At 38.3% G+C, this 24,175-nt stretch carries 17 protein-coding genes; 7 read left to right on the top strand and 10 right to left on the bottom strand.

Annotated features, from left to right (window positions below):
- Positions 1-14: 14 nt before the first annotated feature.
- Complete coding sequence (locus A3Q34_RS09885) at positions 15-623, bottom strand: chorismate--pyruvate lyase family protein (RefSeq protein ID WP_070375208.1); 609 nt, start codon at positions 621-623, stop codon at positions 15-17.
- Between the two features lie 308 nt (positions 624-931).
- On the opposite strand from A3Q34_RS09885, the gene A3Q34_RS09890 reads away from it, so the two are divergent.
- Positions 932-1,324, top strand: a complete 393-nt coding sequence (locus A3Q34_RS09890; RefSeq protein WP_070375209.1) for a flagellar basal body-associated protein FliL — start codon at positions 932-934, stop codon at positions 1,322-1,324.
- Positions 1,325-1,947: 623 nt separating this feature from the next.
- Here A3Q34_RS09890 and glpG read toward each other — a convergent pair.
- Positions 1,948-2,820, bottom strand: a complete 873-nt coding sequence (glpG, locus tag A3Q34_RS09895; RefSeq protein ID WP_070375210.1) for a rhomboid family intramembrane serine protease GlpG — start codon at positions 2,818-2,820, stop codon at positions 1,948-1,950.
- Between the two features lie 13 nt (positions 2,821-2,833).
- On the bottom strand, positions 2,834-3,163 hold the full coding sequence (gene glpE / locus A3Q34_RS09900) for a thiosulfate sulfurtransferase GlpE (RefSeq protein ID WP_083277969.1): 330 nt from the start codon (positions 3,161-3,163) through the stop codon (positions 2,834-2,836).
- A 213-nt stretch (positions 3,164-3,376) separates the two neighbouring features.
- Here glpE and A3Q34_RS09905 point away from each other — a divergent pair, with 213 nt between their 5' ends.
- Complete coding sequence (locus A3Q34_RS09905) at positions 3,377-3,988, top strand: DUF952 domain-containing protein (protein ID WP_070375211.1); 612 nt, start codon at positions 3,377-3,379, stop codon at positions 3,986-3,988.
- A gap of 121 nt (positions 3,989-4,109) precedes the next feature.
- On the opposite strand, the gene A3Q34_RS09910 is transcribed toward A3Q34_RS09905, so the two are convergent.
- Both A3Q34_RS09910 and A3Q34_RS09915 read right to left on the bottom strand, forming a co-directional pair.
- A complete protein-coding gene (locus A3Q34_RS09910; protein ID WP_070375212.1) occupies positions 4,110-5,297 on the bottom strand; it encodes an amino acid aminotransferase in 1,188 nt (395 codons plus the stop codon).
- 256 nt (positions 5,298-5,553) lie between these two features.
- A complete protein-coding gene (locus tag A3Q34_RS09915) occupies positions 5,554-6,264 on the bottom strand; it encodes a DUF445 family protein (protein ID WP_070375213.1) in 711 nt (236 codons plus the stop codon).
- Positions 6,265-6,379: 115 nt separating this feature from the next.
- Between A3Q34_RS09915 and A3Q34_RS09920 the strand changes: the two genes are divergently transcribed.
- Positions 6,380-7,237, top strand: a complete 858-nt coding sequence (locus A3Q34_RS09920; protein WP_070375214.1) for a peptidylprolyl isomerase — start codon at positions 6,380-6,382, stop codon at positions 7,235-7,237.
- Between the two features lie 87 nt (positions 7,238-7,324).
- Positions 7,325-9,601: a sensor domain-containing phosphodiesterase gene (locus A3Q34_RS09925; RefSeq protein WP_070375215.1), complete on the top strand. Its 2,277-nt coding sequence runs from the start codon at positions 7,325-7,327 to the stop codon at positions 9,599-9,601.
- A 222-nt stretch (positions 9,602-9,823) separates the two neighbouring features.
- On the opposite strand, the gene A3Q34_RS09930 is transcribed toward A3Q34_RS09925, so the two are convergent.
- From A3Q34_RS09930 to A3Q34_RS09940, 3 genes are all read right to left on the bottom strand, one after another.
- Complete coding sequence (locus tag A3Q34_RS09930; protein ID WP_070375216.1) at positions 9,824-11,359, bottom strand: methyl-accepting chemotaxis protein; 1,536 nt, start codon at positions 11,357-11,359, stop codon at positions 9,824-9,826.
- Positions 11,360-11,553: 194 nt separating this feature from the next.
- Positions 11,554-12,027: a transcription elongation factor GreB gene (greB, locus tag A3Q34_RS09935; RefSeq protein WP_070375217.1), complete on the bottom strand. Its 474-nt coding sequence runs from the start codon at positions 12,025-12,027 to the stop codon at positions 11,554-11,556.
- Between the two features lie 308 nt (positions 12,028-12,335).
- Positions 12,336-15,185 (bottom strand): M16 family metallopeptidase, encoded by a 2,850-nt coding sequence (locus tag A3Q34_RS09940; RefSeq protein ID WP_231907462.1) that lies wholly within the window; start codon positions 15,183-15,185, stop codon positions 12,336-12,338.
- Positions 15,186-15,709: 524 nt separating this feature from the next.
- Between A3Q34_RS09940 and A3Q34_RS09945 the strand changes: the two genes are divergently transcribed.
- Together A3Q34_RS09945 and A3Q34_RS09950 are read left to right on the top strand one after the other, a co-directional pair.
- Entirely contained in the window at positions 15,710-16,576 is an 867-nt protein-coding gene (locus A3Q34_RS09945; RefSeq protein WP_070375218.1) for an SPFH domain-containing protein, read from the top strand.
- A gap of 23 nt (positions 16,577-16,599) precedes the next feature.
- Positions 16,600-16,782: an Arc family DNA binding domain-containing protein gene (locus A3Q34_RS09950; RefSeq protein ID WP_070375219.1), complete on the top strand. Its 183-nt coding sequence runs from the start codon at positions 16,600-16,602 to the stop codon at positions 16,780-16,782.
- A 301-nt stretch (positions 16,783-17,083) separates the two neighbouring features.
- Here A3Q34_RS09950 and polA read toward each other — a convergent pair whose 3' ends face one another.
- Positions 17,084-19,843, bottom strand: coding sequence for a DNA polymerase I (gene polA, locus A3Q34_RS09955; RefSeq protein ID WP_070375220.1), 2,760 nt, complete (start codon positions 19,841-19,843; stop codon positions 17,084-17,086).
- 817 nt (positions 19,844-20,660) lie between these two features.
- Between polA and A3Q34_RS09960 the strand changes: the two genes are divergently transcribed.
- Positions 20,661-22,688: a methyl-accepting chemotaxis protein gene (locus A3Q34_RS09960; RefSeq protein WP_070375221.1), complete on the top strand. Its 2,028-nt coding sequence runs from the start codon at positions 20,661-20,663 to the stop codon at positions 22,686-22,688.
- 100 nt (positions 22,689-22,788) lie between these two features.
- On the opposite strand, the gene gorA is transcribed toward A3Q34_RS09960, so the two are convergent.
- Positions 22,789-24,144 (bottom strand): glutathione-disulfide reductase, encoded by a 1,356-nt coding sequence (gene gorA, locus A3Q34_RS09965; RefSeq protein WP_070375222.1) that lies wholly within the window; start codon positions 24,142-24,144, stop codon positions 22,789-22,791.
- Positions 24,145-24,175 lie beyond the last annotated feature (31 nt).

The raw sequence follows: 24,175 nt of genomic DNA on the forward strand, positions 1-24,175 counted from the left end.
TTCTTTTTTATTTATCATAATTGATCAGTTTGATCAGTTTGATCAGTTTGATTAGTTTGATTAGTGTGATAAGCGAAGGCATTCGGTAAAAAAATTTCAGCAACTAATAAAGGTTTATCATGCAGCATAAACGTTGAACGCCGTCCCCAGAGCTCAGTTTTAACCGGTAATTTAAGATGTCGCGCTAGTGCTGATACGGTAGTGGTTGGAGAAAAAGACGAGATTTCAATGCATTTACGGGTTAACTCTTTTTTGCTAAACAGCACCTGTCCTAACGATTGATTACCTAAGTGTGCTAACTGCTGCTCTTCACCGGTTAAGCTTTTTAAAGGCAGTAAACTGCGGGCAAAGACTTGTGGCACATTGTCGCAATATAATATCACCTCACGTACTAACACTTGTTCACCTACATTAATGTCTGCCGTTGCTTCTTCTCTTGTGCAAGGCTGAATTTTTTGCCCTAAGACTTCAACACGAAAATGTTGGCAACATTGACTTAATCGAGCAGTCAACGAGCTTGGGTCGAGTAACCAACTTAATAGCGTTTCATTAAGCGATACTCCTAAAGGAGACTGCCATGCTGTATCGATAGTAATGGGAAATAATGGATGCGACTGGGTCATAACAACTAATTAATAACTATTTTATTAAACAATAACCTGCATATCATATCAGTATTGTTTAATTTATGCCGCTGGTAATTTGGTACACCTTGCCGACCAAATTCAAGTGGTGATTTCAAAGGTAGACGAGCTCGCATCAATAGGCCACACGAAATAAGTTAGCCTATCAAATGGGTTATCCTTGAGGGGGTTTTAGCGCTTAGTGTTATAAAAATAAATAAAGCGAACAAATTTGCTAATAAAAGCTAATGATTCATTGTAATATAGTCGATAGTCTTTTCAATTCTCCAGTTAAATAGAGCGGCAAAATGAAAAATACCTTATTAATATTAGCGACATTATTGTCGTTCTCTTTTCCTTTATCTTCAGCAAAAGCGGCGGACTATGCTTACTTTGGTTTTGAACCCGCTATTATCACTAACTATGTAGCGGTAAAAAAGAAACTCGGCTATGTTCGTCTCACCGTTGAATTGATGATTGAAGATTCGGCAAATTATGAAACGGTTGAGCATCATGCACCGTTATTACGCGATGCTATTATTGCTATTATTGGTCAGCAACCTGAAGCAAAAGTAAAATCGATTAATGGTCGCCACGAAATCCAGCGTTTATGTGAAGAAAAAGTGAAGAGTCTTTTGACACAAGAAACAGGTCAACCGCTAATTAAAAAATTGTTATTTACGCAGTGGTTAGACAACTAACAGTAAATTAAAAGATCCCCGTAGGTTGGTAAAACTCAACCTACGGTTTTTTAATAAAGACCTAATGCCTTTTCATCAATAACACCTTGACTGCTGCTAACAAGCAGCCACTAACAAACAGCCGCTGACTAAGCCTAATCTGAATAAGCGCGCAGTATTTGCCGTATTAACCGGTAAAACATCAGCGTAGACTAGAACCTAGCCCTGTTGCTATAGACCTAATGCCTTTTCATTAATAACACGTTGACTGCTGCTAACAAACAGCCGCTGACTAAGCCTAATCTGAATAAGCGCGCAGTATTTGCCGTATTAACCGGTAAAACATCAGCGTAGACTAGAACCTAGCCCTGTTGCTATAGACCTAATGCCTTTTCATTAATAACACGTTGACTGCTGCTAACAAACAGCCACTTACTAATCCTAACTCGAATAAGCGCGCAGTATTTGCCATCATATTAACCGGCAAAACATTAACCTAGCCCTGTTGATACAGGTCTAATGCCTTTTCATCAACAACACCTTGACTGCCGCTAACAAACAGCCGCTGAATAAGCGCGCAGTATTTGCCGTATTAACCGGTAAAACATCAGCGTAGACTAGAACCTAGCCCTGTTGCTATAGACCTAATGCCTTTTCATTAATAACACGTTGACTGCTGCTAACAAACAGCCACTGACTAATCCTAATAAGTGCGCAGTATTTGCCATATTAACCGGTAAAACATCAGCGTAGCCCAGTAAAAGCCAAAACAGTAAAAAGCCAATAATGGGCTTAGAGATCATTAAACCTTTTTCAGGTGCTAGCCAGCCATACCACCAAACATAACCCACTAAGCCATAAACCACACCAGACAGGCCGCCAAAGTTAGGACCTGAAACCATAAACTGCCCGAGATTAGAGACCAGTGCGGTGATCAAAAATAAATTAATTAACGCCCCCTTCCCTAAAGTCCGTTCAACACTGCCACCTAATTGCCACCACCACATAGTATTAAAGACAATATGTAACCATGAAAAATGAAACAGGGCGGGCCCTAAAAGACGTAATGGAGAATCAAAAAAGGCCTCGATCGTTAACTTAGGATAGAAATGTAATAATTCAAAAGTCGGTCGAGCGAAACCCAACAAGCTCGCGATAAAAACTAACCAGCACAAAGCAAAAACAGTTAAGGTTACCACACCGGCATGAGCCAAAAATTGCTGTTTAAAGCTTGTTATTAATGATGGAGAGTTGTCCTGAACTTGTGAAACTTGTCCGCTTTGCCATGCAGCTTGTTGATATTTTTCTTGGTAAGGATCGGCAATAAATTCAGCAAAAATTTCTTTTGCTTGGTCTATTTTATTGCTTGCACAGTAAATAACATAGTCACTATCATACTTTTGTACTTTAGCATCGATATCTAAACTGGTTAAATAATTCGCAAACAACAAGGCAATGTTATGTTGTTTAACTTGTACTAACGGACTTAGCTCATCCGCTGAATTATATTCCGACATTATGCTCAACTATTTAGTGTTCTATATCTTGTGGAAAACGTAATTGCCAATCGGTAAAGCCGCCATCGAGTGAATAAACATCACTGAAGTCTTGGCTAATAAGAAACTGTGCCGCTTGTTGGCTAGAAATACCGTGATAACAGCAAACAACAACGGGGGCATCTAAGTCGGCTTCACGAATGAAGTCGGCAAAGTTTTCATTACTCAAATGAATAGCACCAGGAATATGATTTGCTTGAAAAGAAGCCGCGTCACGAATATCAACAATGACATGAGTTTTATCAGTTAAACTCTCGTGTAAGGTGGCCAGTTGCATGTGTTTGAAATTGGTTTGTTCAGTCATTTTTTATTTCCCTAAAAATTTACGCCATTAATGTAGCATAATTTTACATCTAGACGTTACCATTCAAAACTCAGCAAAATACATATTGATTGCGAATAGTGATAAGACAACAAATATATTCTTTGTTGTTTACCATTTAAAGCATGTGCACTTATCGGTAACATAGACAATTAATAGCTTTATCGCTAACAACAATTTAATACAGGAAAACCCATGGGCTTTAAAATAGCAAATAATTCAATTCTCCGTTCAGATGATTACGCAGAGTTAGTACGTGGAAAAACCTATCCCTTTGAAAGAAAGGGCCATCAGCATCTTGCTGACAATGTTCCTCTATGGTTAACAGGTACTGACTGGACTGCTCGAGCAGAAATAAGCGTTGTAAGTCAGGCTATTGAAAATAATAATATTAAAGGGATATTTCGTGTTGACTACCTTTACCAAAAAGATGAGCAACAAATACTCACAAATACTTTTATTCGCATGTATGCAGGACTCAATGATCCGGCTATCTATTTACTCTCATCAAATGCTGAATATCAACAAGCACTAAGTGCAGGTAAGCTAACGCGTGATTCGTTAACCAGCGAAGGCTTTATTCATGCGACACCAAAAAGTCAATTAAACCGTCTTGCCAATAAATATTATAAAGACAAAGAGCAGCCACTTATTTTGATTGTTGATAAAGAGTTAGTTATACCAGAAATAAAGTGGGAACCTGCAAGTGGTGGCTTATACCCTCATATATATGGCCCCTTAAACATCAATGCGGTTACTCGGGTTGAAAAAATATCACTGAATGAGGATGGAAATTTTTACCTCTAAAGATAGCCGCTTACTCGCATTATCAATTGGCTAGATAACCAAAAACAATAAAGCCAAAACACCGAGATGTTTTGGCTTTAATTCTTTTTTAAGCGTTAAAGTGGTTAACTAATCTTAGCGCTTAAAGAACTTTCGCGATAGATTTTGCTAAGTAATCAACATTACTATTCGCAATACCCGCAATACTCATACGGCTTGAACCGACCATATAAATACTATATTCATCTTGTAACTGTTGCACTTGTTCAGGGGTTATACCTAAGAATGAAAACATTCCCATTTGACGGGTAATAAAGCTAAAATCACGAGTGACACCGTTTTCGACTAACTTATCAACCAAGAGTTGACGGTTACCATTAATACGGTCTCGCATTTCTTTTAATTCTACATGCCACTGGGTACGTAGTTCATCAGAACTTAAGATTGTTTCAACCAATGCGGCACCATGCGCTGGTGGCATAGAATAAATAACACGGATCACATAAAGTAATACGGACTGTGCAACATCAACTGCGGTAGATGTTTCGCCAATAATAGTACAAGCGCCAATACGTTCGCGGTATAAACCAAAGTTTTTCGAACATGAACTACAAACAATCATTTCTTTCGCGTGTTCAGCCATTAAACGCAAACCATAGGCATCTTCGTCTAAACCAACACCAAAACCTTGGTATGCCATATCGATAAGGGGTAAAAAACCAATGTCTTTAGCCACTTCAACAACTTGTTGCCACTGCTCATTGTTTAAATCCATACCACTGGGATTATGACAACACGCATGTAACAACACAGCATCATCGCTGCTGACTTCTTTTAATGCCGCTAACATGCCATCAAAATCAAGCGTTTTGTTTTCGTGGTCATAATACGGATAGGTTTTAACGGTTAAACCAGCGGCTTCAAACAAACCGGTATGATTTGCCCATGTAGGGTTACTCACCCAAATAGTGGCGCCCGCTTTACAAGACTTAATAAATTCAGCCGCAACACGTAATGCCCCAGTTCCACCAGGAGTAGAAACCGTACGAGCTCTATTTTCGAGCAGCACTTTATGGTGACCGAAAATTAATTTGCTCATCTCTTCATTGAATACAGGTGAGCCGGTAGGACCAATGTAAACTTTGGTATCTTCGTGATCGTTACGATATTTTTCCGCTGCTTTCACACAGTCTAAAATCGCTGTATGACCTGCTTCATTTTTATAAACGCCCACACCCAAATCAATTTTATGTGGGTTTGAATCTTCACGATATTTAGCCAACAAGCCTAAAATAGGATCGGCTGGCAAAGCCTTTAAGCTACCAAACATGTCTCCGGTTACCTTATTCAATGACGGGATGTTCTTAATTGGGCGATTTCGCTCAACAAGAGAAATAAATCCCTGTGTTTAGAGCGCAAGCATAGCCCCAATAAGGTGAAATTTAAAGCGTTTAAACTAAAAAGTTGCAGGAACTAATAGCACAAAAGGGACTAAGGAATAACAAGGATAACCTTGTTATCTGTAATGACAAGTTTCGCAACAAATTATATCCAACGTTTGTTGCGAAATAGTCGCTGATAAAATCTTAGAAATTATTAGTAACGGCGGCGATAAAGCCAATAATACCACCGAATACACCTCCCCAAACAACCAACCAACCTAAGTGTTTGCGGATCATCGCTTGGATAATTTCCTTAACCAATTGTGGTGTCAGTTCATTTAACCTTTGGTCAATAATTTCACTGACTTTATCACGCATATCCGCCATAACACTCGGTTGCTCTAACTCATCCTTGAGGATATTGTTAAATTCTTCACTTTGTGAAATTTTTCCAACGGTGACTTTCATTTTTTCAATAAACGGTTCTCGTAACGGCTGTAATGCTTCGCTGCCCCCGACCATCGCTAACATGCCACCAAACGATGACTTTTCAATAACATCCACTAAGTCATCAAAAGCAGGATTCAAGTCTATTTTTTCAATAACGGGTGTTAAGTCTAAAGACACTAACCCCCCTGAACCACCCGACAAAAATCGGTCAATATTTTCTTCAGTAAAAAACTGTTCCATCATCAGCTCTTTTATGGCTTTTTTAAAATCTTCAAAGCGCGCAGGAATAACACCAGAGCCATATAAAAAGGGGACTTTTTCAAAAAGCATATGTATCGCAATCCAATTAGTAAATGCCCCCGACAAGGCAAATAAGCCTATGGTAAAGAGTAAAGACTGCTCGAAAAAATAACCCGCTAAAGTAGCAAGCAAGGCGATAATATTAGTCATAAAGCTTTTATTCACTGAGTACCTCAAAATTAGTGTTGGTTTCTATCGCGTTATATTAACAATTACAGGGTTTTGCGCCAACTTTTTTACTGTATAGTCACGGGTAAACGATAAAGATTAAGGAAACGTCATGAAAATCAAACTTATTTTAGCCATGAGTACATTACTGACTATTTTTAGCGCTGCGGCACAAACATCAAAAGTAGCTGATGAATGGCGAGCTTTAGATGTTGCGAGAACCGTATTATTGACACTACCACACGGAAAAATTGTTATAGAACTGGCACCACAGTTTTCGCCTAAGCATGTCGAACAGTTTATAAAACTGACCCAATCAGGTCATTATGATGGTAATAAGTTCTATCGAGTGATCGACGGTTTTGTTGCGCAAGGAGGTCCTGAAGATGGCAGTCGTCAAGATAAGTTAGTACCAACATTAATCATGGAAGGTGACTTTACTACCGATGAAAACTGGCAGTTCACTAAAATTCAAAACAATGATTTATTCGCTGAACAAACAGGTTTTAAAGACGGATTTTCATTAGCTCATAACCCGAGTGAAAAAAAAGCCTGGTTAACGCACTGCCCTGGTGTCATTGCAATGGCTAGGGGTAATGACGCCGACTCCGGCACCAGTCATTTTTATATTGTTAATGGTCAAGCCACTCGCTATTTAGATCGAATCATGACTATCTTTGGTCGTGTGGTTTATGGCATGAATCACGTACAAGCTATTACTAGAACATCAGTTATTGAAGGTGATAAGCCTGTTGCTGAAAAAGATTATACCATCATGACAAGCATGAAAATGATGAATGACGTGCCCAAAGAACAACAAATTTTATTAGCCGTAAAAAATACCGAGCACCCCGCTTTTAGTCAAATGATAGAAAAACAAAAAAAACGAGAAAATGCATTTTTCTACAAAAAGCCACCACCCGTGTTAGATATTTGCCAAACGCCAGTGAAAAGCCGGATAATTAATTAAACCTTACTTAAAAGGGGGGATCGCTTTGACCTTGAAAATGTTTTGCTATAAATTAACCCATAATGTAATAAATAATCTTGGTGAGATATGGACATAGCTAGATTAAAAAAACTATTATCTCATCAACAAGATATCTTATCTAAAATTGCCTTAGGTCGGCCTTTAAATGATGTACTAAATGATATTTGTTTATCTATAGAAGAGCTTCTCGATGACAAGTCAGCGAGGTGCTCAATATTATCATTAAAAGACGAACAACTTTTTCACTGCGCTGCGCCAAATATTGATGATAAGTATTGTCAGGCTATTAATGGCGTACGCATTGGTCCAAAGGTAGGTTCTTGTGGGACTGCAGCATTTAGAAAGTCTCGAGTCATTGTTGAAGACATCGCAATATCCCCGTTATGGCAAGACTTTAAAGCACTCGCATTGAGCTACGGTCTTAAATCGTGTTGGTCAACCCCTATTATTTCAACAAAGTCCAAAACTCTTGGTTCACTTGCCATTTACCATAGCTCTCCTAAATCTCCAACGGATAAAGATTTAGAGTTAATCGACTACTTCGTGCATTTTTCAAGCATCGCCTTAGAAAAAAGTGTTGAATCTCTTAACGCCAAACAACTGATTGCGGATCTACAAAAAAGTAATCAAAAATTCCAGGCCTTTACTCAGGTTATGCCTGATTTAACCTTAATATTGAGTGAAGATGGCGTATATACCGATATTTATGGCTCAGCTGATGAATTGTTATATGGTTCAGTTAACAAACTCATTAACAAAAATGTAAATGACGCCTTACCTAAAAAAGATGCACAGCCCATCATGTCGGTCATTGAAAAGACCTTAGCCACTAATGAAGTGCAAATTTTTGAATATCAGCTTGACGTTCTAAAAGGCAATATGACTTTCGAGGGGAGAACAGCCCCCCTTGACCATTATCAGCCAAACTTTCCTAATAAAAGACATGTCGTCTGGATAGCTAGAGATATAACGGTGCGTAAAGAAGCAGAAAAGGCGATTGAGAAATTGGCTTTTTTTGACCCATTAACCAACCTTCCTAATAGAAGAATGCTCAACGAAAGATTGACAATGTGCATTGAAAGAATTAAACGTTCTGGCAAAACCGGCGCTTTATTATTTTTGGATCTGGATAACTTTAAAAGAATTAATGACTCACTAGGACATAGCGCTGGAGATCAAATTTTAGTCGAATTATCGACAAGACTTAGCGCCACTATAAGGGCATCGGATACTTTAGCCAGAGTGGGTGGCGATGAATTTATTCTTTTATTGGAATATGTTGGTGAAAGTAATGAGCAGGCCATTATAGAATCTGAAAGTATCGCTCAAAAATTACACAGCGTATTCGATGAAAAATTTGAGTTAGGTGAATTAGCATTTCAGGTCAGTTGCAGTATCGGTATTAGCCTAGTTAACAATGGTAACTTATTAGTAGATAACATCTTGAAGTTTGCAGATACCGCTATGTATCGCGCAAAAATGAAAAAAGGTAATAGTTATAATTTCTATGACCCCGAATTACAAACCTTACTAGAAAAGCAGGCTGAACTCGAAACTGATCTCGTTAGAGCAATAGCTAATAATGAGTTTTGTGCCTATTTTCAGCCGCAAGTAAATACCTCGGGTAAAGTCATTGGAGCAGAGGCGCTTATTCGATGGAATCATCCCAGTAAAGGCCTAGTCGCACCCAATGAATTTATACCTATTGCTGAACAATATGGGCTTATTCAAAAATTACAAAACATTGTTTTACGTGATATTTGTATGTTAATTGCGCAACTGCGTACCGATAATATTATTGACGAGTTGTTCAGTGTTTCAATCAATATAAGTCATTGCCAATTTAACTCATCTACTTTAAAAACTGAGTTACTTAATGCCATGGCTGTCTTCGATATACGACCATCACAGATTAAGTTAGAGATTACTGAGTCGATGTTGGCTGGAGATATTGATAATACCATTCAACAAATGCAAGAAATCAAAGCAAAAGGCTTTACCTTCTCCATAGATGACTTTGGTACTGGCTACTCTTGTTTAACACACTTAAGTGCTTTCCCGGTCAATGAACTTAAAATTGATAAAAGCTTTATCGATAAAGTCTTAGATAATGGCACTGGCTTTAGTATCGTTAATACGATAATAACCTTGGCTAAAAGCCTTAACATAACCGTGGTTGCTGAGGGTGTAGAAGCGTTAGAGCAACACGAGTTACTTAAAACGCTACATATTGATTCAATTCAAGGTTATCTAATTGCTAAACCGATGACTAAAGGTGATTATCTAGCGTGGCATAAAATTAATATTGACCATTACCAGCCGTTTGTTCATACCACCCACTGATTTATGTCTGTTGATCCTACTTAAATTAATGCCGCTAAAAATTAATTTTTTCAGCGGCATTTTTACAATAGAAGCGACAATCCTGTTATCTAGGCTGCTAATGTAAACTATAAAAATTATCTGCCTTTAATCATAGACTAGGTTTTAGAAGCTCATTACCAGCCCTTTTTAACAATAAAAAGACTCTATCTTATTTTTATTTAATAACGATTAAACATTACCTTAGCCGTTAAACGCTTGCCCTAAAGCGCTAAGCGCATCGGCTCTTTTTTTAATGTTTACCGTCTCACGTTCAACCGTATTTGTTTGTTGAAGATTATTTTGAGAAGCATCACTAATGTTAATAATATTACGGCTAATTTCCTGAGAAACCATACTTTGCTCTTCTGATGCTGTCGATATTTGTATGGCTAAATCAGAAATATCAGTGATCAATGAATATACCTTATCAACAACATCATGAGCTTCTGTCGCTTTTTCTACACAACTGTCCGCAGATTCTTTGCCTTTTGTCATAGTTTGCACCCATGATAAAAGTGTATTTTGCATTTCTGATATTGAGCTTTGTATTTGCTCTGTTGCCGCATGGGTTCTGCTTGATAACGCCCTTACTTCATCGGCCACCACGGAAAATCCTCGACCATGTTCTCCTGCGCGCGCCGCTTCGATTGCCGCATTAAGTGCTAATAAATTAGTTTGATCGGCAATGCCTTGTATTTCATGCATTATGCTGCCAACTTTTTCAACCTCACTGGCGAGCTCTGTTGCTGAAGACGCTGAATTTGCGACTTCTTCAGCCAATATATTGACTGTTTCCATAGTGGTGTGCATAGCTTTTGTGGCAATTTCACAATCTGAATGGGCTTGATTCACTTTTTGTGAAGTGAAGGTGGTGTTCTGGGCAACCTCGTCGATTGTTGCCACCATTTCTTCAACAGCTGTCGCGACTTGGTGTAATTCAGCCGTTTCTTGTTCAACACCTTCTTTAGCTATTCTCGCCGCTTGCTCAAGAGTACTCGCGCCTGCACTGAGTAAATCACTACTGTCGGTAATACGGCCTAAAATTGTTTTAATTTTACCTTCAGCCATTTTCAAATGAAAATCGGCAATACCTTGAGGTTTGCTTCCACAATAAATTAATCGTGAAAGACTGTCATAGTCTCTGCTGAGTTTTTTAAAATATTTAGGCGTATCTATAATTTCATTTTTATAAATTATAAAGGGTAATAAAGGTAATAAAAACATCAGGTATGGATAATAAAGAGCACTGAACAGTGTTGTTAGACTTACGCCAAAGTAGGTTGCATTTTTAATACTGGCATTTTCGTACCACTTATTTAAAGACTTGCCCGCTTGTAGTGCTTGATAAGATAATATGGCATTACTTTTAGTTTTCTCGTCTAAGCGTGTTCTTACTGATTGAAAACCAACTAGCTGACCTGACTCAAAAATAGGGGTAATAAAAGCATCAACCCAGTAGTAACGGCCATCTTTGCAGCGATTCTTAACAACACCTCGCCAAGGTAAGCCCGATTCTAAATTAGTCCATAAATCTTTAAAGGCAGCCTTAGGCATGTCGGGATGCCTTACAATGCTATGATTTTGTCCAACGAGTTCATCAAGGGAGTAGCCGGCAATTCTACAAAAGTCTGGGTTCGCGTAAGTAATGACACCCTTTTTATTGGTTGTTGAAATTAATTCTACACCGTTTTCAAAATTAACTTCTTCATTAATAATCGATTGCTTTTGTCTTGTCATAGATACATCCTTTTGTATGAGTTTTTTGTCTTTATATTTTAGTTATTAAAATGACAAGATCAACAAAATATACCGAGTTTTAAGGGATATAGCATGAAAAAAATGGGAAACTGAGCCACCTTGGCGTTTTAACAAAGGGAAATAGAACAATCGAGGGTTAGAGCACGATAAACCTTAGTACTCTTGTGTGTTGGTTATTTATACCAAATTTTTATAATATCAAAAACACGCTCACCTTCGGGTGTCTGTACTACAACCTCGTCATCAACACACTTACCTATTAATGCTCTTGCCATAGGTGAATCAAGGCTTATTTCCCCTTTTTTAACGTCCCATTCATCAGGCCCCACCACTCGATAGGTGAGTTCTTTGTCGTCTTCATTAATTAACGAGACCCAAGCACCAAAATAGACTTTACCTTCTTGTTTAGGATCATAATAGACAATCGTTAAGTCCTCGGTTCGCTTAACTAAAAACCTTACGCGTCGGTCAATTTCACGCAAACGCCTTTTACCATAGATGTATTCTGCATTTTCACTTCGATCGCCCTGCGCAGCAGCTTCTGAGACAGATTTAGTGATAAGAGGACGCTCTTCCTTCCATAAGTATTTTAGTTCTTTATCTAAGCGATCCCAGCCTGCGCGGGTAATATAGTTACTTCGTTTCATATTTTTTAAACACTCATAAGCAGAATATTTATTGTGACAGGATTAAGCTGAACTGACCATACTCAGCAATAATAAAGATAACAGGTTTAATAAAACATCGTCGCTCTTTGCTATCCGTAGCAACGCGACATTGCCTAAATGAATGCAGAGGCTATGATTTGTCTGGAAAAAATGATGTGAAAAAAGCAATAATTCAGCGAACGCATGAATGCCTAAGAGCTGTCATGACCGTTCATCCTGAACATAAAAAAGCCTTAACGTTTATCGTTAAGGCTTTATATCAATCACTCAAAGAGCAACAAGTAAGATTAGATTTCGTAATCAATCACTTCATAACCCAATGCTTTTAGTTGGGGTTTTAATGTTTTAGCATCACCAACAACAACCATTAACATTTCCGCTAAGTTTAAGTGTTTCTTTGCTAGCGCATTTATTTCTTCTGCAGAGATTGTTTCAACAATCTCTGCACGCTCTTGCACAAAACTTGGCTTTAAATCGTATTCTAAGATTTGCGCTAAGAAACCTAATTTTGCCCGTGGTGTTTCATATTTTAACGCATCTCTTTGATTAATTGAATTACGCATAAAGCTTAATTCTTCTGCAGTGATACCTTGTTCGCTGTAGCCTTTTATTTCGTTTACAAACTCAATAATTGACTTATCGGTAACATCGGCACGAACTTCAGCAGAGGCGGTAAATGTACCAGAGAATTTGTCAGCACTAAAACCAGAACGTGCGCCGTAGGTATAACCTTTATCTTCACGAAGGTTTAGGTTTATACGGCTATTAAATGCACCACCTAAGGTGAAGTTCATTAAATAAGACTTGTAATACTCACCGGTAATATCTTGAGTCATAGAGCGTTTACCAATGCGAATCGCTGATTGTGCGGCACCCTCTTTATTCACTAAATAAATAACACCCGATTTTGTCTCAGGTTTAGCCAGTGTTAACACTAAGCTTGATCCTTTACCTTGCCAGCTAGAAAAGACGTTAAGTGATTTAATTAGCGCTTTTTCTTTCAAGTCTGATACGACGATTAACTGACTATCACTAGGTTTTACTTGCTGTTCGTAGAAGGTTTTAACATCTGCTAAGGTAATATTATTGAGGCTTTGCTCGGTACCTTGGCTTGAAGTTGCTGCAATGTTGTCAGCTTGCAATAATTGACGATAAGCTGTTGAGGCTAAATAACCAGCATCTTTCTTACTATTAATTGCGCCCTGAATAGCATTACTTTTGTTACGTGAAAATTCAGCTTCAATGAATGCTGGGTGCATTAATTTTTCATTAACCAGTGCCATTGTCGCATCAAGGTTTTTAGTTAGTGTACTGACATTAACATTCAAGTATTGATTACCTGCATAGATAGCGATTGAGCTACCTAATTTTTGTAATTCATTGCTCATTTCTTCAGCACTACGTTTGGTGGTCGATTCATTTAATGCACTAGCAAGTAACGAAACAACGCCTGCCTTGTCTTTGTCTGAGTAATAATGACCCGCAGGAATCTTTAACAATAATGATGTTGTTGGGGTTTCAATGCTTTGCGTGCCCAGCACTTTAATACCATTGGCTAACGTTTTGTTCCACATCTGTGGCACAGCTACTGATTTATTAGCAGCTGAGATTGGCATTTTACTGCGATCAAAATTATCTTTCGCTTTGCGAACCACTAGACTCTCTGCTGAGGTTTCAGATGTTTGACCTTTACTACGCGGTGCAGGAATAAAATTATCTTGTGCAGCAATTAGATCAAGTTTGCCTTTAGGCACTATGCTCATGATCACCGCATGTTGGTCTTTAATATACTTTTTAAAGACCCGCATAACATCAGCCTTAGTAACATTGGCATAACGTGCGATGTCTTTTTCAATGTAATTTGGATCGCCCTTAAATGTTTGATTAGCCGCAAGTGTACTCACTTTGCCTGAAACACTTTGTAAACCGAAAATGAAGCTTGCTTCCATACTCGCTTTAACTTTCGCTAGATCGTCGTCTTGTACGCCACGCTCTTCAAATTCAACTAAGCTGTCGCGAATCACTTTTTCTATATCTGCTAATGTTTTTCCTGAAGCCGGGTGTGGTAACGCTAACAAAGTAAAGGTACAAGCTAGTTCTGCACAAGGATGCCCCACTGAAGCTTGAACCGCTAATTGATTTTTTACTAAGTTTTTATAAAGCAAAGATGTTTTACCGCCACCTAAAATACTGGATAAAACGTCCAGTGGGGCTTCATCTGCATGGCGAACAGAAACGGTCGGATAAGACATATACACTAAAGGTAAATGAACATTATCTTCCATGGAAATATAACGATCTTCGTTTATGGTGAATGTAGGTTTCTCAGGCATAGCGATTTCAGGTCCGCGTGGGATAGACCCGAAATACTGTTCCACTAAGGCTAACGTTTCTTTAGCGTCAATATCACCACCTATCGTTAAGGTTGCGTTATTTGGACCATACCATTTTAAGAAAAATGCTTTTAAGTCGTTAACATTTACACGATCTAGATCCTCTAAGTAACCGATGGTTTGCCATGAGTAAGGATGCCCTGCCGGATATAACGCTTCGGCAACTCTCTCTCCTAATAAACCGTAAGGACGATTATCATAACTTTGTCCTCTTTCATTTTTTACTGTTTCACGTTGTACTTCAAATTTTTCTTGCGTTACCGCATCAACCAAAAAGCCCATACGGTCTGACTCTAACCACAACATTTTTTCTAGTTGGTTAGCTGGAACTGTTTGAAAATAATTAGTTCGGTCACCGTTAGTCGTTCCATTTAAGGTACCACCAGCTTCAGTTATTAATTTAAAATGCTGTTCGTCGGCTACGTTTTCAGAACCTTGAAACATCATATGTTCGAAAAAATGAGCAAAACCTGACTTACCTAACTCTTCGCGAGCAGAGCCAACGTGATAGGTCATGTCAACATGAACTAAGGGATCAGAAGCATCTTTATGAAGAATAACCGTCAAACCATTACTTAAGGTATATTTTTGATAAGGAATAACAGTTTTACCCGCTTCTGCGGTTACTTGCTCAACAAAACTTACACCTGCTGGTAATGTTACTTCAGCCATGGTGGTGGTTGGCGCGGTTTGTTCACATGCTGCTAAACAAGTTAATAGTAATGGGATGCTCCATTTTTTCAATTTATGCTCCTTGGTGACTTTATTATTTATATAACTATATTTTCTCGCGCTCAACTTCTGCGCCAGTATCTAGCTCTAATATATGATTTGCTCACTTGCTTTGCCAATGATATTTCTGTTTTGTAATACTTTGTTACTTATTTGTTAACCTTTAAATTTAAAACAAAAAAGACAACGGCTGTTGTCTCAATGAATACAGGAAAAATATTAGCTACTCTTCTTGTTTTTTCTTTTGTTCTTGCTGTTCTTGTGTTTCAGTTTTCACTGGTTGATGACCTTCGCCGCCACAGCCTCCGCAACATCCCATTGTATTTTCCTATTGAATAATGAAGGAAAAATTATAGCTAAGCCTGACCTCGCCAAAATTGATCGAAATCATCAAACGTCTAATAACTTTAGTCTTTTACTGACACCTAAACGTTTATAAATATCTTATTTAATGAATGTTGCTCTGCTAAATATTTGCAATAAACAAAAAGTGATATCATAATGATATCACTTATTTAAATCTTACTGAGAATAATATGATTACGGAAAAAGAAATCAAAGCCCCTAATGGCATTATGTTTATTTTTGTTTTATTGGCATTACAGATTGGTACTTTCACCTTGTTAATTAATAACATAATAAATAACAATGTCACACTTGCCATTATTAGTTTACTGGTCACCCTTGCTATTTTTATTTGCTGGTTTGGTTTTTTTATGGTCAATCCCAAAGAAGCTAGAGTTATGCAATTGTTCGGTAAGTACGCGGGTACCGTTCATGATTCAGGCCTACGCTGGGCTAACCCTTTTTACACAAAAATGCGCGTCTCTTTACGGGTTAGAAATTTCGAAAGTAGTAAACTAAAAGTTAATGACAAAAATGGTAACCCCATTGAGATTGCGGCGGTTATTGTCTGGGAAGTAACAGATACCGCTGAGGCCGTTTTCCAGGTTGATGATTATGAGGATTTTGTCTCAATTCAAAGTGAATCCGCATTACGTAATTTAGCCACAAGTTATGCGTACGATCATCACGAAGATGACGATATTTCTTTACGCAGCGATCCTACTCAAATTTCAGCCGCATTAAAAATTGAAGTGCAAGACCGGTTAGAAAAAGCTGGCGTCACTGTGATTGAATCTCGTATTAGTCATTTAGCTTACGCGCCAGAAATTGCCAACGCTATGCTAAGACGCCAGCAAGCCATGGCAATTATTGCCGCACGTAGAACCATAGTCGAAGGTGCTGTCGGTATGGTAGAAATGGCATTAACAAAATTAGAAGAGCGTCAAATTGTAGAACTTGATGCAGAAAGAAAAGCCGCTATGGTGAGTAACTTATTAGTTGTTCTATGTAGCGACGAAGCGGCACAACCGGTAGTAAATACCGGCAGCTTATACTAATCGTCAATTGAGTGAGAAATATTGTGGCAAAAAAAGCATATCCTCTTCGCATTAATGAAGAAATTCTTTCTGCCATGCAACGCTGGTCTGATGATGAATTACGCAGTTTAAACGCACAAATAGAGTACGTGCTGCGTGATGCCTTAAGAAAGTCTGGCCGAACTAAGCCTAAACCGATAGAGACTATTATTGATCCTAAAAGTTAATCTTGTTTTTAAATACCCGTAAACGGATGATCGACAGTGATACGTTATTAAGTGGTGTCGATCATTCATATCCTGAAATATAATTACACAAGATCTAGTTATCAAATTTTAGACAAAAAAATACCGATGACAATGCCATCGGCTTATAAGCTATGAGGAGAGCTTGAATATACAAATTATTACAACAAGCGTTCACAAAAGAACAATTACATTATAGAGTAATCATTCTACTTTTGTAAAGCGCTTTATGTAATTAAATTACATTTTAGTTTTAAAACCACCAAAAAATAATCTTGCATAGTTAATGCGCCTGCTCCCAGTTATCACCAATACCTGCCTCAGCAATGAGGGGTACTTTTAACTTCACCGCATCATTCATAATTTCAACAAGCTTCGCCGTTGTTTCATCAACGATGTCTTGATGAATTTCAAATATCAACTCATCGTGTACTTGCATTGTCATTTGAATACGTGGGTCTTGCTGGATTTGTATCCATTCATCTACAGCTAACATCGCTTTTTTAATGATATCAGCGGCAGTGCCTTGCATAGGTGCATTAATAGCGGCACGTTCAGCGCCTTTTCTACGCATCGCATTTTTAGCTTTAATATCAGGTAAATATAAACGACGACCAAAGCATGTTTCCACAAAACCTTGCTCTGCAGCTTGCTGACGCGTGTCCTCCATGTAAGCCATAACATTAGGGTAACGTTCAAAATACTTATCCATATACTCTTGCGCGCGATGGCGAGGCACATCAAGTTGTTTTGCTAAACCAAACGCTGACATTCCGTAAATCAAACCAAAGTTTACTGCTTTAGCGCTACGGCGTTGATCAACCGTTACCTCGGCCAAATCGACACCAAATATTTCAGCCGCTGTTGCTTTATGCACATCTCGCCCTTCTGAAAAGGCAGAGACTAATCCTGGATCATCAGATAAATGCGCCATAATACGCAGTTCTATTTGAGAATAATCTATCGCGACAATTTTATGATCTTTGGGCGCAATAAAAGCTAAGCGAATTTTTCGACCCTCTTCACTACGAATTGGGATATTTTGAAGATTTGGATCGGTCGAAGATAAGCGCCCTGTTGCCGCAACGGCTTGTTGATAAGAGGTATGTACTCGACCTAACTTGCACACTAACAAAGGAAGCTTGTCAGTGTAAGTCGATTTTAACTTACTCAATCCTCGGTTTTCTAAAATAACTTTCGGTAAAGGGTAATCTAACGCCAGCTCTTGTAACACTTCTTCTGCGGTTGAAGGTGCACCTTTGGGCGTTTTCTTAATAACCGGAATTTTTAACTCTTCAAACAATATTTTTTGTAGTTGCTTGGGTGATGATAAGTTAAACGTTTGTCCGGCAATATCGTGTGCTTGAATTTCTAATTCTTGTAAGCGCATACCAAGTGCATGGCTTTGTTCATTCAACAAATCAGAATCGATTAGCACACCGTGTTGTTCCATACGCGCTAAAATAGGTAACAAAGGCATTTCAATGTCGGTAAATACTGATAATTGATCTTTATTTTTTTCTAACTTAGCATAAATGGCTTGGTGCAAGCGCAAGGTAATATCGGCATCTTCGGCGGCATAATACCCCGCTTTTTCAATTTCAATTTGGTTGAAAGTTAATTTTTTAGCGCCCTTGCCAGCAACTTCTTCAAAACTGACCGTCTTGTAGCCTAAATATTTAGTCGCTAATGCGTCCATATTGTGGCGAGTCGCAACACTGTTTAAACAATAAGACTCGATCATGGTATCAAAAGTAATACCTTGCATTTCAATATCGTAACGTGAAAGCACGTTAACATCATACTTTAAGTTCTGACCGACTTTTGCTTGATTTTTATCTTCGAGAAGTGGTTTTAATTGCGCCAAGACCCAGTCACGGTCGAGCTGTTTGGGTGCATCAGGATAATCATGCATAAGCGGCACATAAGCGGCAGTTCCAGCTTCGACAGAAAACGATAAGCCCACTAACTCGGCTTTCATATAATCAACACTGGTTGTTTCGGTATCAAAGGCAAAGAGATCAGCATTTTTTAATTTAGTCAGCCAAGAAGTAAACTCAGCTTCGCTAAAAATAATTTGATAGTCAGTTTCAATATCATCTGCTGCAGGTGTTTCTTCTGCAATCGTGTCAACACTTGAGGGTTGTTGTCCGGGTGAACCCGCAATAGCAGATTCGCCATTTTGTAAGTCTGCTAATAACCGGCGTAGTTCAAATCGAGTGTATAACTCAGTTAATTTTTCAACATCGGCAACGCCTGGCTGTAATTGATCAGCGGTTTGCTCAAGCGGTACGTCAAGTTTAATGGTGGCTAATTCATAAGAGAGGGGTAAAAACTCAAGTGCTTCACGTAAATACTCACCAATCTTACCTTTTACGTTTTCGGCATTAGCCATCACATTTTCTAAATTTTCGTGCTCAAGCAACCATTTTACTGCGGTTTTGGGACCACACTTATTGACCCCTGGAATATTATCGACTTTATCACCCATTAATGCGAGGTAATCAATAATTTGGTCTGGACGAACACCAAACTTTTCAATAACACCATCAACATCCATTTTTACATCGGTCATGGTATTAATAAGCGTGACATGCTTATCAACGAGTTGCGCCATGTCTTTATCGCCGGTTGAAATAACGGTGTCGATACCGGCTTTACTCGCTTGTTCTGCCAAGGTACCAATAACGTCATCGGCTTCGACGCCATCAATCACCAATAGCGGTAACCCCATAGCCGCAACAATTTCATGGATTGGTGCAATTTGAGTACGAAGATCATCGGGCATTGGTGGACGATTCGCTTTATATTCAGGATACATGTCATTACGAAAGGTCTTGCCTTTCGCATCAAATATCACAATAACATTGCCATTTGGATAATTTTTTTTCAGACTTTTTAGCATGTTTAACACGCCAGTAATCGCACCGGTAGGTTGACCATCTTTTGTCGATAATGCTTGTAAATATGGAACATGATAAGCACGGAATAAGTACGAAGAACCATCTACTAAAATGAGTGGCGATAAAGCAGAATTTGTCATGATGATATGTGACTAGAAGTGAAATTTGGCTAAGGATGCCATACTCAGTACATTCTCTCCACTTAATCTATAAAATTAGTCGCAAAAGATCGTTGAAATTGTGGATAAGTATGTTGAAAACAACACAGAAAACCATAACAACCAAATGGCTATTACGGTAAATTTATAGGTAACATCTTATTTTCATTGGGAAAAGGTAGTTTGAAATTCCTTTTTCACATATTTATTATTATTTTTATTTATGTGGATAAAAATTTATCCTGTACGTTTTCAGCATCTTATTAATTGTGTGTTTTTTGTGCTGCTCAAATAAACGAGGTAAGAGAGTACCAGAATTTTCTCTCAATACCAGACAATTATTAAATTATTTTTAGTGGTATATTTCTGCTTTAAATAACTAAAAAACATAAGCGAATAACAGTAAGACTTTGCGCGATTTTAAAGATAAAAAAACCTAAATTAATTTATCTATAATTTGAATAAAAGCTCAAATTATAGATAAATAAATCATCGAAAATATTGCTTTATTATTCTTGCTTTATTTTTATAATTAATATTTAATTTTGTAACGAGGGTTTTTAGCTAAGCCATCTGGTCATACCTTTATTGAGTAGAGAAGATTACCGTGATACTGTAATTAAACTTAAGATATGGATGTCTTTTAGGCCAGTAGGTCACCCTTTAATTTAATTTGGTGTAATTGTTAGGTAAAACGCTTTTATCTAAGACATTTTAATAATAAATGCACATCTTTATCACATTAAGTAAATATCGGATTACAATTAAAGGATGAGCAACGTAACACAAGGCTTAATTAATGCTAAATCTCACCATAAAACAAAAAATCATCTTTGGTTTTACCACGATTGGATTATTATTATTAACGGCGAGTAGCTTTTTTTACTATTCATTAAGTAAAATTTCTGACGCCAATAATAATGTTGAAACATTAGCCGTTCCTGTGCAAAAACAAAGTGGCACGTTACAAGTTCAATTGCTGAAAATGATGAAGCAAGCGGCTGTCGCTTATACGCAATCTGATGCTAATGAGTTACAGGAAAGTTTAGAGCAGTTTAATCATCTACAAAAAGATTACCAAGCAACTGTTCAGCTATTACGTCTGAAAGTGACTAAACAAGCAAAAATGCAATCGGCTCTTGAAGAAGCACAAGTTCAATATCAACAATATTCAACCGATATTCAAGCAATGTTCTCTGCGAAAATAGGGCATCAGCAGGCAACAAGAGACTTCCAAGCTGACTATAAAACTTTTGAAAATGCGCGTTATCAAGCAAGTACCTATATGCTTGATTTAGAAATTATTGAAGCGGCGGGTCAGGAGAAGTTACTTGATGAAGTTATTGGTACAGGTACGCGCATTGATGACTCACTTTTTAGCTTAAAAAACACTATGTCCGGGCTTGACCGAATAGAATCAACAGACTTAGTGACTAAACACCAAGATGATATGATTTTTTTAATCAATAATATTGAAACTAATTTTGCTTATTTAGTCCAGCAAGCTGAACCACTTAATGCCAATGAACTGTTAAATGACTTTAAGCAGAACTTGACACTGATGCAAGAATCAATTCAACAGCCAGGTCGTTTATACCAACTGCAACTGCAAACAATTAATCTACAATATCAAGCAAAAGAAGCTTATCTTTCTGCAACCCAATCTTATAATTTAAGCTATGACAAGCTTGATGAATTAGTTTTATTAGCGAATAAACGTTTTGCTCATTTTCAAAGCAATGCCCAAGAAGAAATTGAAAGAGGAAAAACTTTAGCCATCGTTTTAGCGTTAATCTTTATTGTTATGGCGAGTTTTATTACTTATGTCACAACTAAAGCCATGATTGGTCCATTACGAGCAGTGAACAAAGCCTTGGCATTAATCGCTAGTGGTAACTTGTCAAAGCGCATGGAAAAACGCAGCGATGATGAGTTTGGCGGGCTGATTACTAATATTAATAAGTTATCTGATGATCTAACTCAATTACTTAACGCCATTAATAAAGACGCCCATTCACTTGATGAATCTGCGGCGTTAACCAATCAACAAAGCTTGTTTATATCAGAATCCGCCAGTCAACAAATTACCCGTATTGATAATGCCAAACAACTTGCTGAACAAATGTTTGCTAGTTCAAGTATGGTAAAAGATGAAGCAGTGACTACCGCTTCTCATGTCACTGAAGCATCTCAACGCAGCCAAGACATTAATAATATTGCTAACGATAACAGCCAGCGTATTAAGCAGTTATCAACTCGACTGGGTGAATCAGTGGAAGTCATGGAACTACTTAGTCAGCATAGCCGCAGCATAGGTAGTATTTTAGATACCATTGGGGGTATTGCTGAGCAGACTAACTTGCTGGCTTTAAACGCGGCTATTGAAGCAGCAAGAGCCGGAGAGCAAGGTCGTGGCTTTTCAGTGGTTGCTGATGAGGTAAGATCATTAGCTTCCCGCACGCAGGCGTCCACCGCTGAAATACAAGTGATGATTAATAATTTACAAAAAGATACGACTATTGCGGTCAAGGCGATTTCTGAAGGTCAAACACAAGCCAGTGAATGTGTTGCTCAAAGTCAGCAATTAAGCCATGCCATTAACCAAATTGAGGATACCTTAAAAGCCATTGACTCGATGAGCAAAAGTATTACTACCGCAGCACAAGAGCAGTTGGTTTATAGTGAGCAAATAGAACAAACAATGAATGAAACGGCTGATGCGGCAAATAAGAATGCTATGGAAGCGAGTAATATGCACAAAAGAAGTGAAGATGTCAGTACTTTAGCGCATTCTCTAACCAGCTCAGTAGAGCGTTTTACACTTTAAGCGATGGATGTATTACCGCTAGTTAAAGTTGTGTCAAGCGTCATCATTAATTGCCAGAAGATGACGCCAACACTTATTTATATGGCGTGATTAACGCCACTTAATTCATGGTAACAAACTCTTCAGCACTTGTTGGGTGTATCGCAATAGTATTATCAAAGTCGGCTTTAGTTGCGCCCATTTTCATGGCAACCGCAAACCCCTGCAACAATTCATCACTACCAAAACCAATACTGTGAATGCCAACAATTTTTTCTTCTTTGCCAACACAAATAAGTTTCATACGCGTAGGATCACGATAATCTTCGGTCATCGCCTGATACAAAGCAGTAAACTGTGAATTGTAAACCTTAACCTCTTCTGCGCCGTATTCGTCAAGCGCTTCTTTTTCTGATAAACCAACCGTACCAATAACTGGGTGACTAAACACAACCGTGGCAATATTTGAATAGTCTAAATGCTCGTCAGGTTTATTATTAAATAAACGCTCACATAAGCGACGACCTGCGGCAACAGCTACCGGTGTTAATTGTGCACGACCGGTATTGTCACCCACTGCATAAATACCTTTAACATTCGTATTTTGGTATTTGTCTGTTGAAATAAAGCCCTGCTCGTTCATTGCAACGCCAGCCAACTCTAGATTAATTTTATCTGTTGCTGGCTCTCGCCCTATTGCCCAAATTAAAGAATCAACAGGCCCAACAGACTTACCATTTTCCAAATGGATGGTCAGTTGACCATTATCATGTTTTTCAACATGACTGGGTGTGCTGTGGGTATGAAGTGTTGGACCATGTTTTGCCATTTGTTCGACTAACGTGTCACTGAGCATATCGTCAAAACCACGTAGTGGCTTTTCTTTACGCACTAATAAATGTGAGGTGGTGCCTAAAGCATGAAATACGCCAGCAAGTTCTACGGCAATATAACCAGCACCCACAACAGCAACACTTTTCGGTTGTTCTGTTAAAGCAAAAAAACCATCTGAATCAATGCCATGCTCTGCACCTTCAATACTTGGAATGCTCGGACGACCGCCTGTGGCAATAACAATATGGTCAGCGGTAATTTGTTCGCCATTAACTTCGACAGTGTTTTTATTGATAAATTTGGCAAAGCCATCGATAACAGTAACACCGTTGCTGGCAAAACCACGAGCATAGGCTGCATGAATGCGTTCTATATAAGCTTCCCTGTTTTTAACTAACGTGCTCCAATTAAAACCTTGTAACGGCGCATTAAAACCGTAATCGGCAGAGTAGTGTAACGCATCGGCAATTTGCCCAGCATACCACATGGCTTTTTTCGGTACACAACCCACATTGACACACGTGCCACCAATTTGCTTAGCTTCTATTACTGCTGCTTTTTTACCGAGCTTTGCTGCGCGGTTTGCAGAAGCAATACCGCCACTTCCTGCGCCAATGGCAAGAAAGTCAAAATGTTGAGTCATGTTTTTATTCCTAGAAAAAGTGTATGTGTTA

Origin of the sequence: Colwellia sp. PAMC 20917 (assembly GCF_001767295.1) — a bacterium.
Classification (GTDB): Bacteria; Pseudomonadota; Gammaproteobacteria; order Enterobacterales; family Alteromonadaceae; genus Colwellia_A.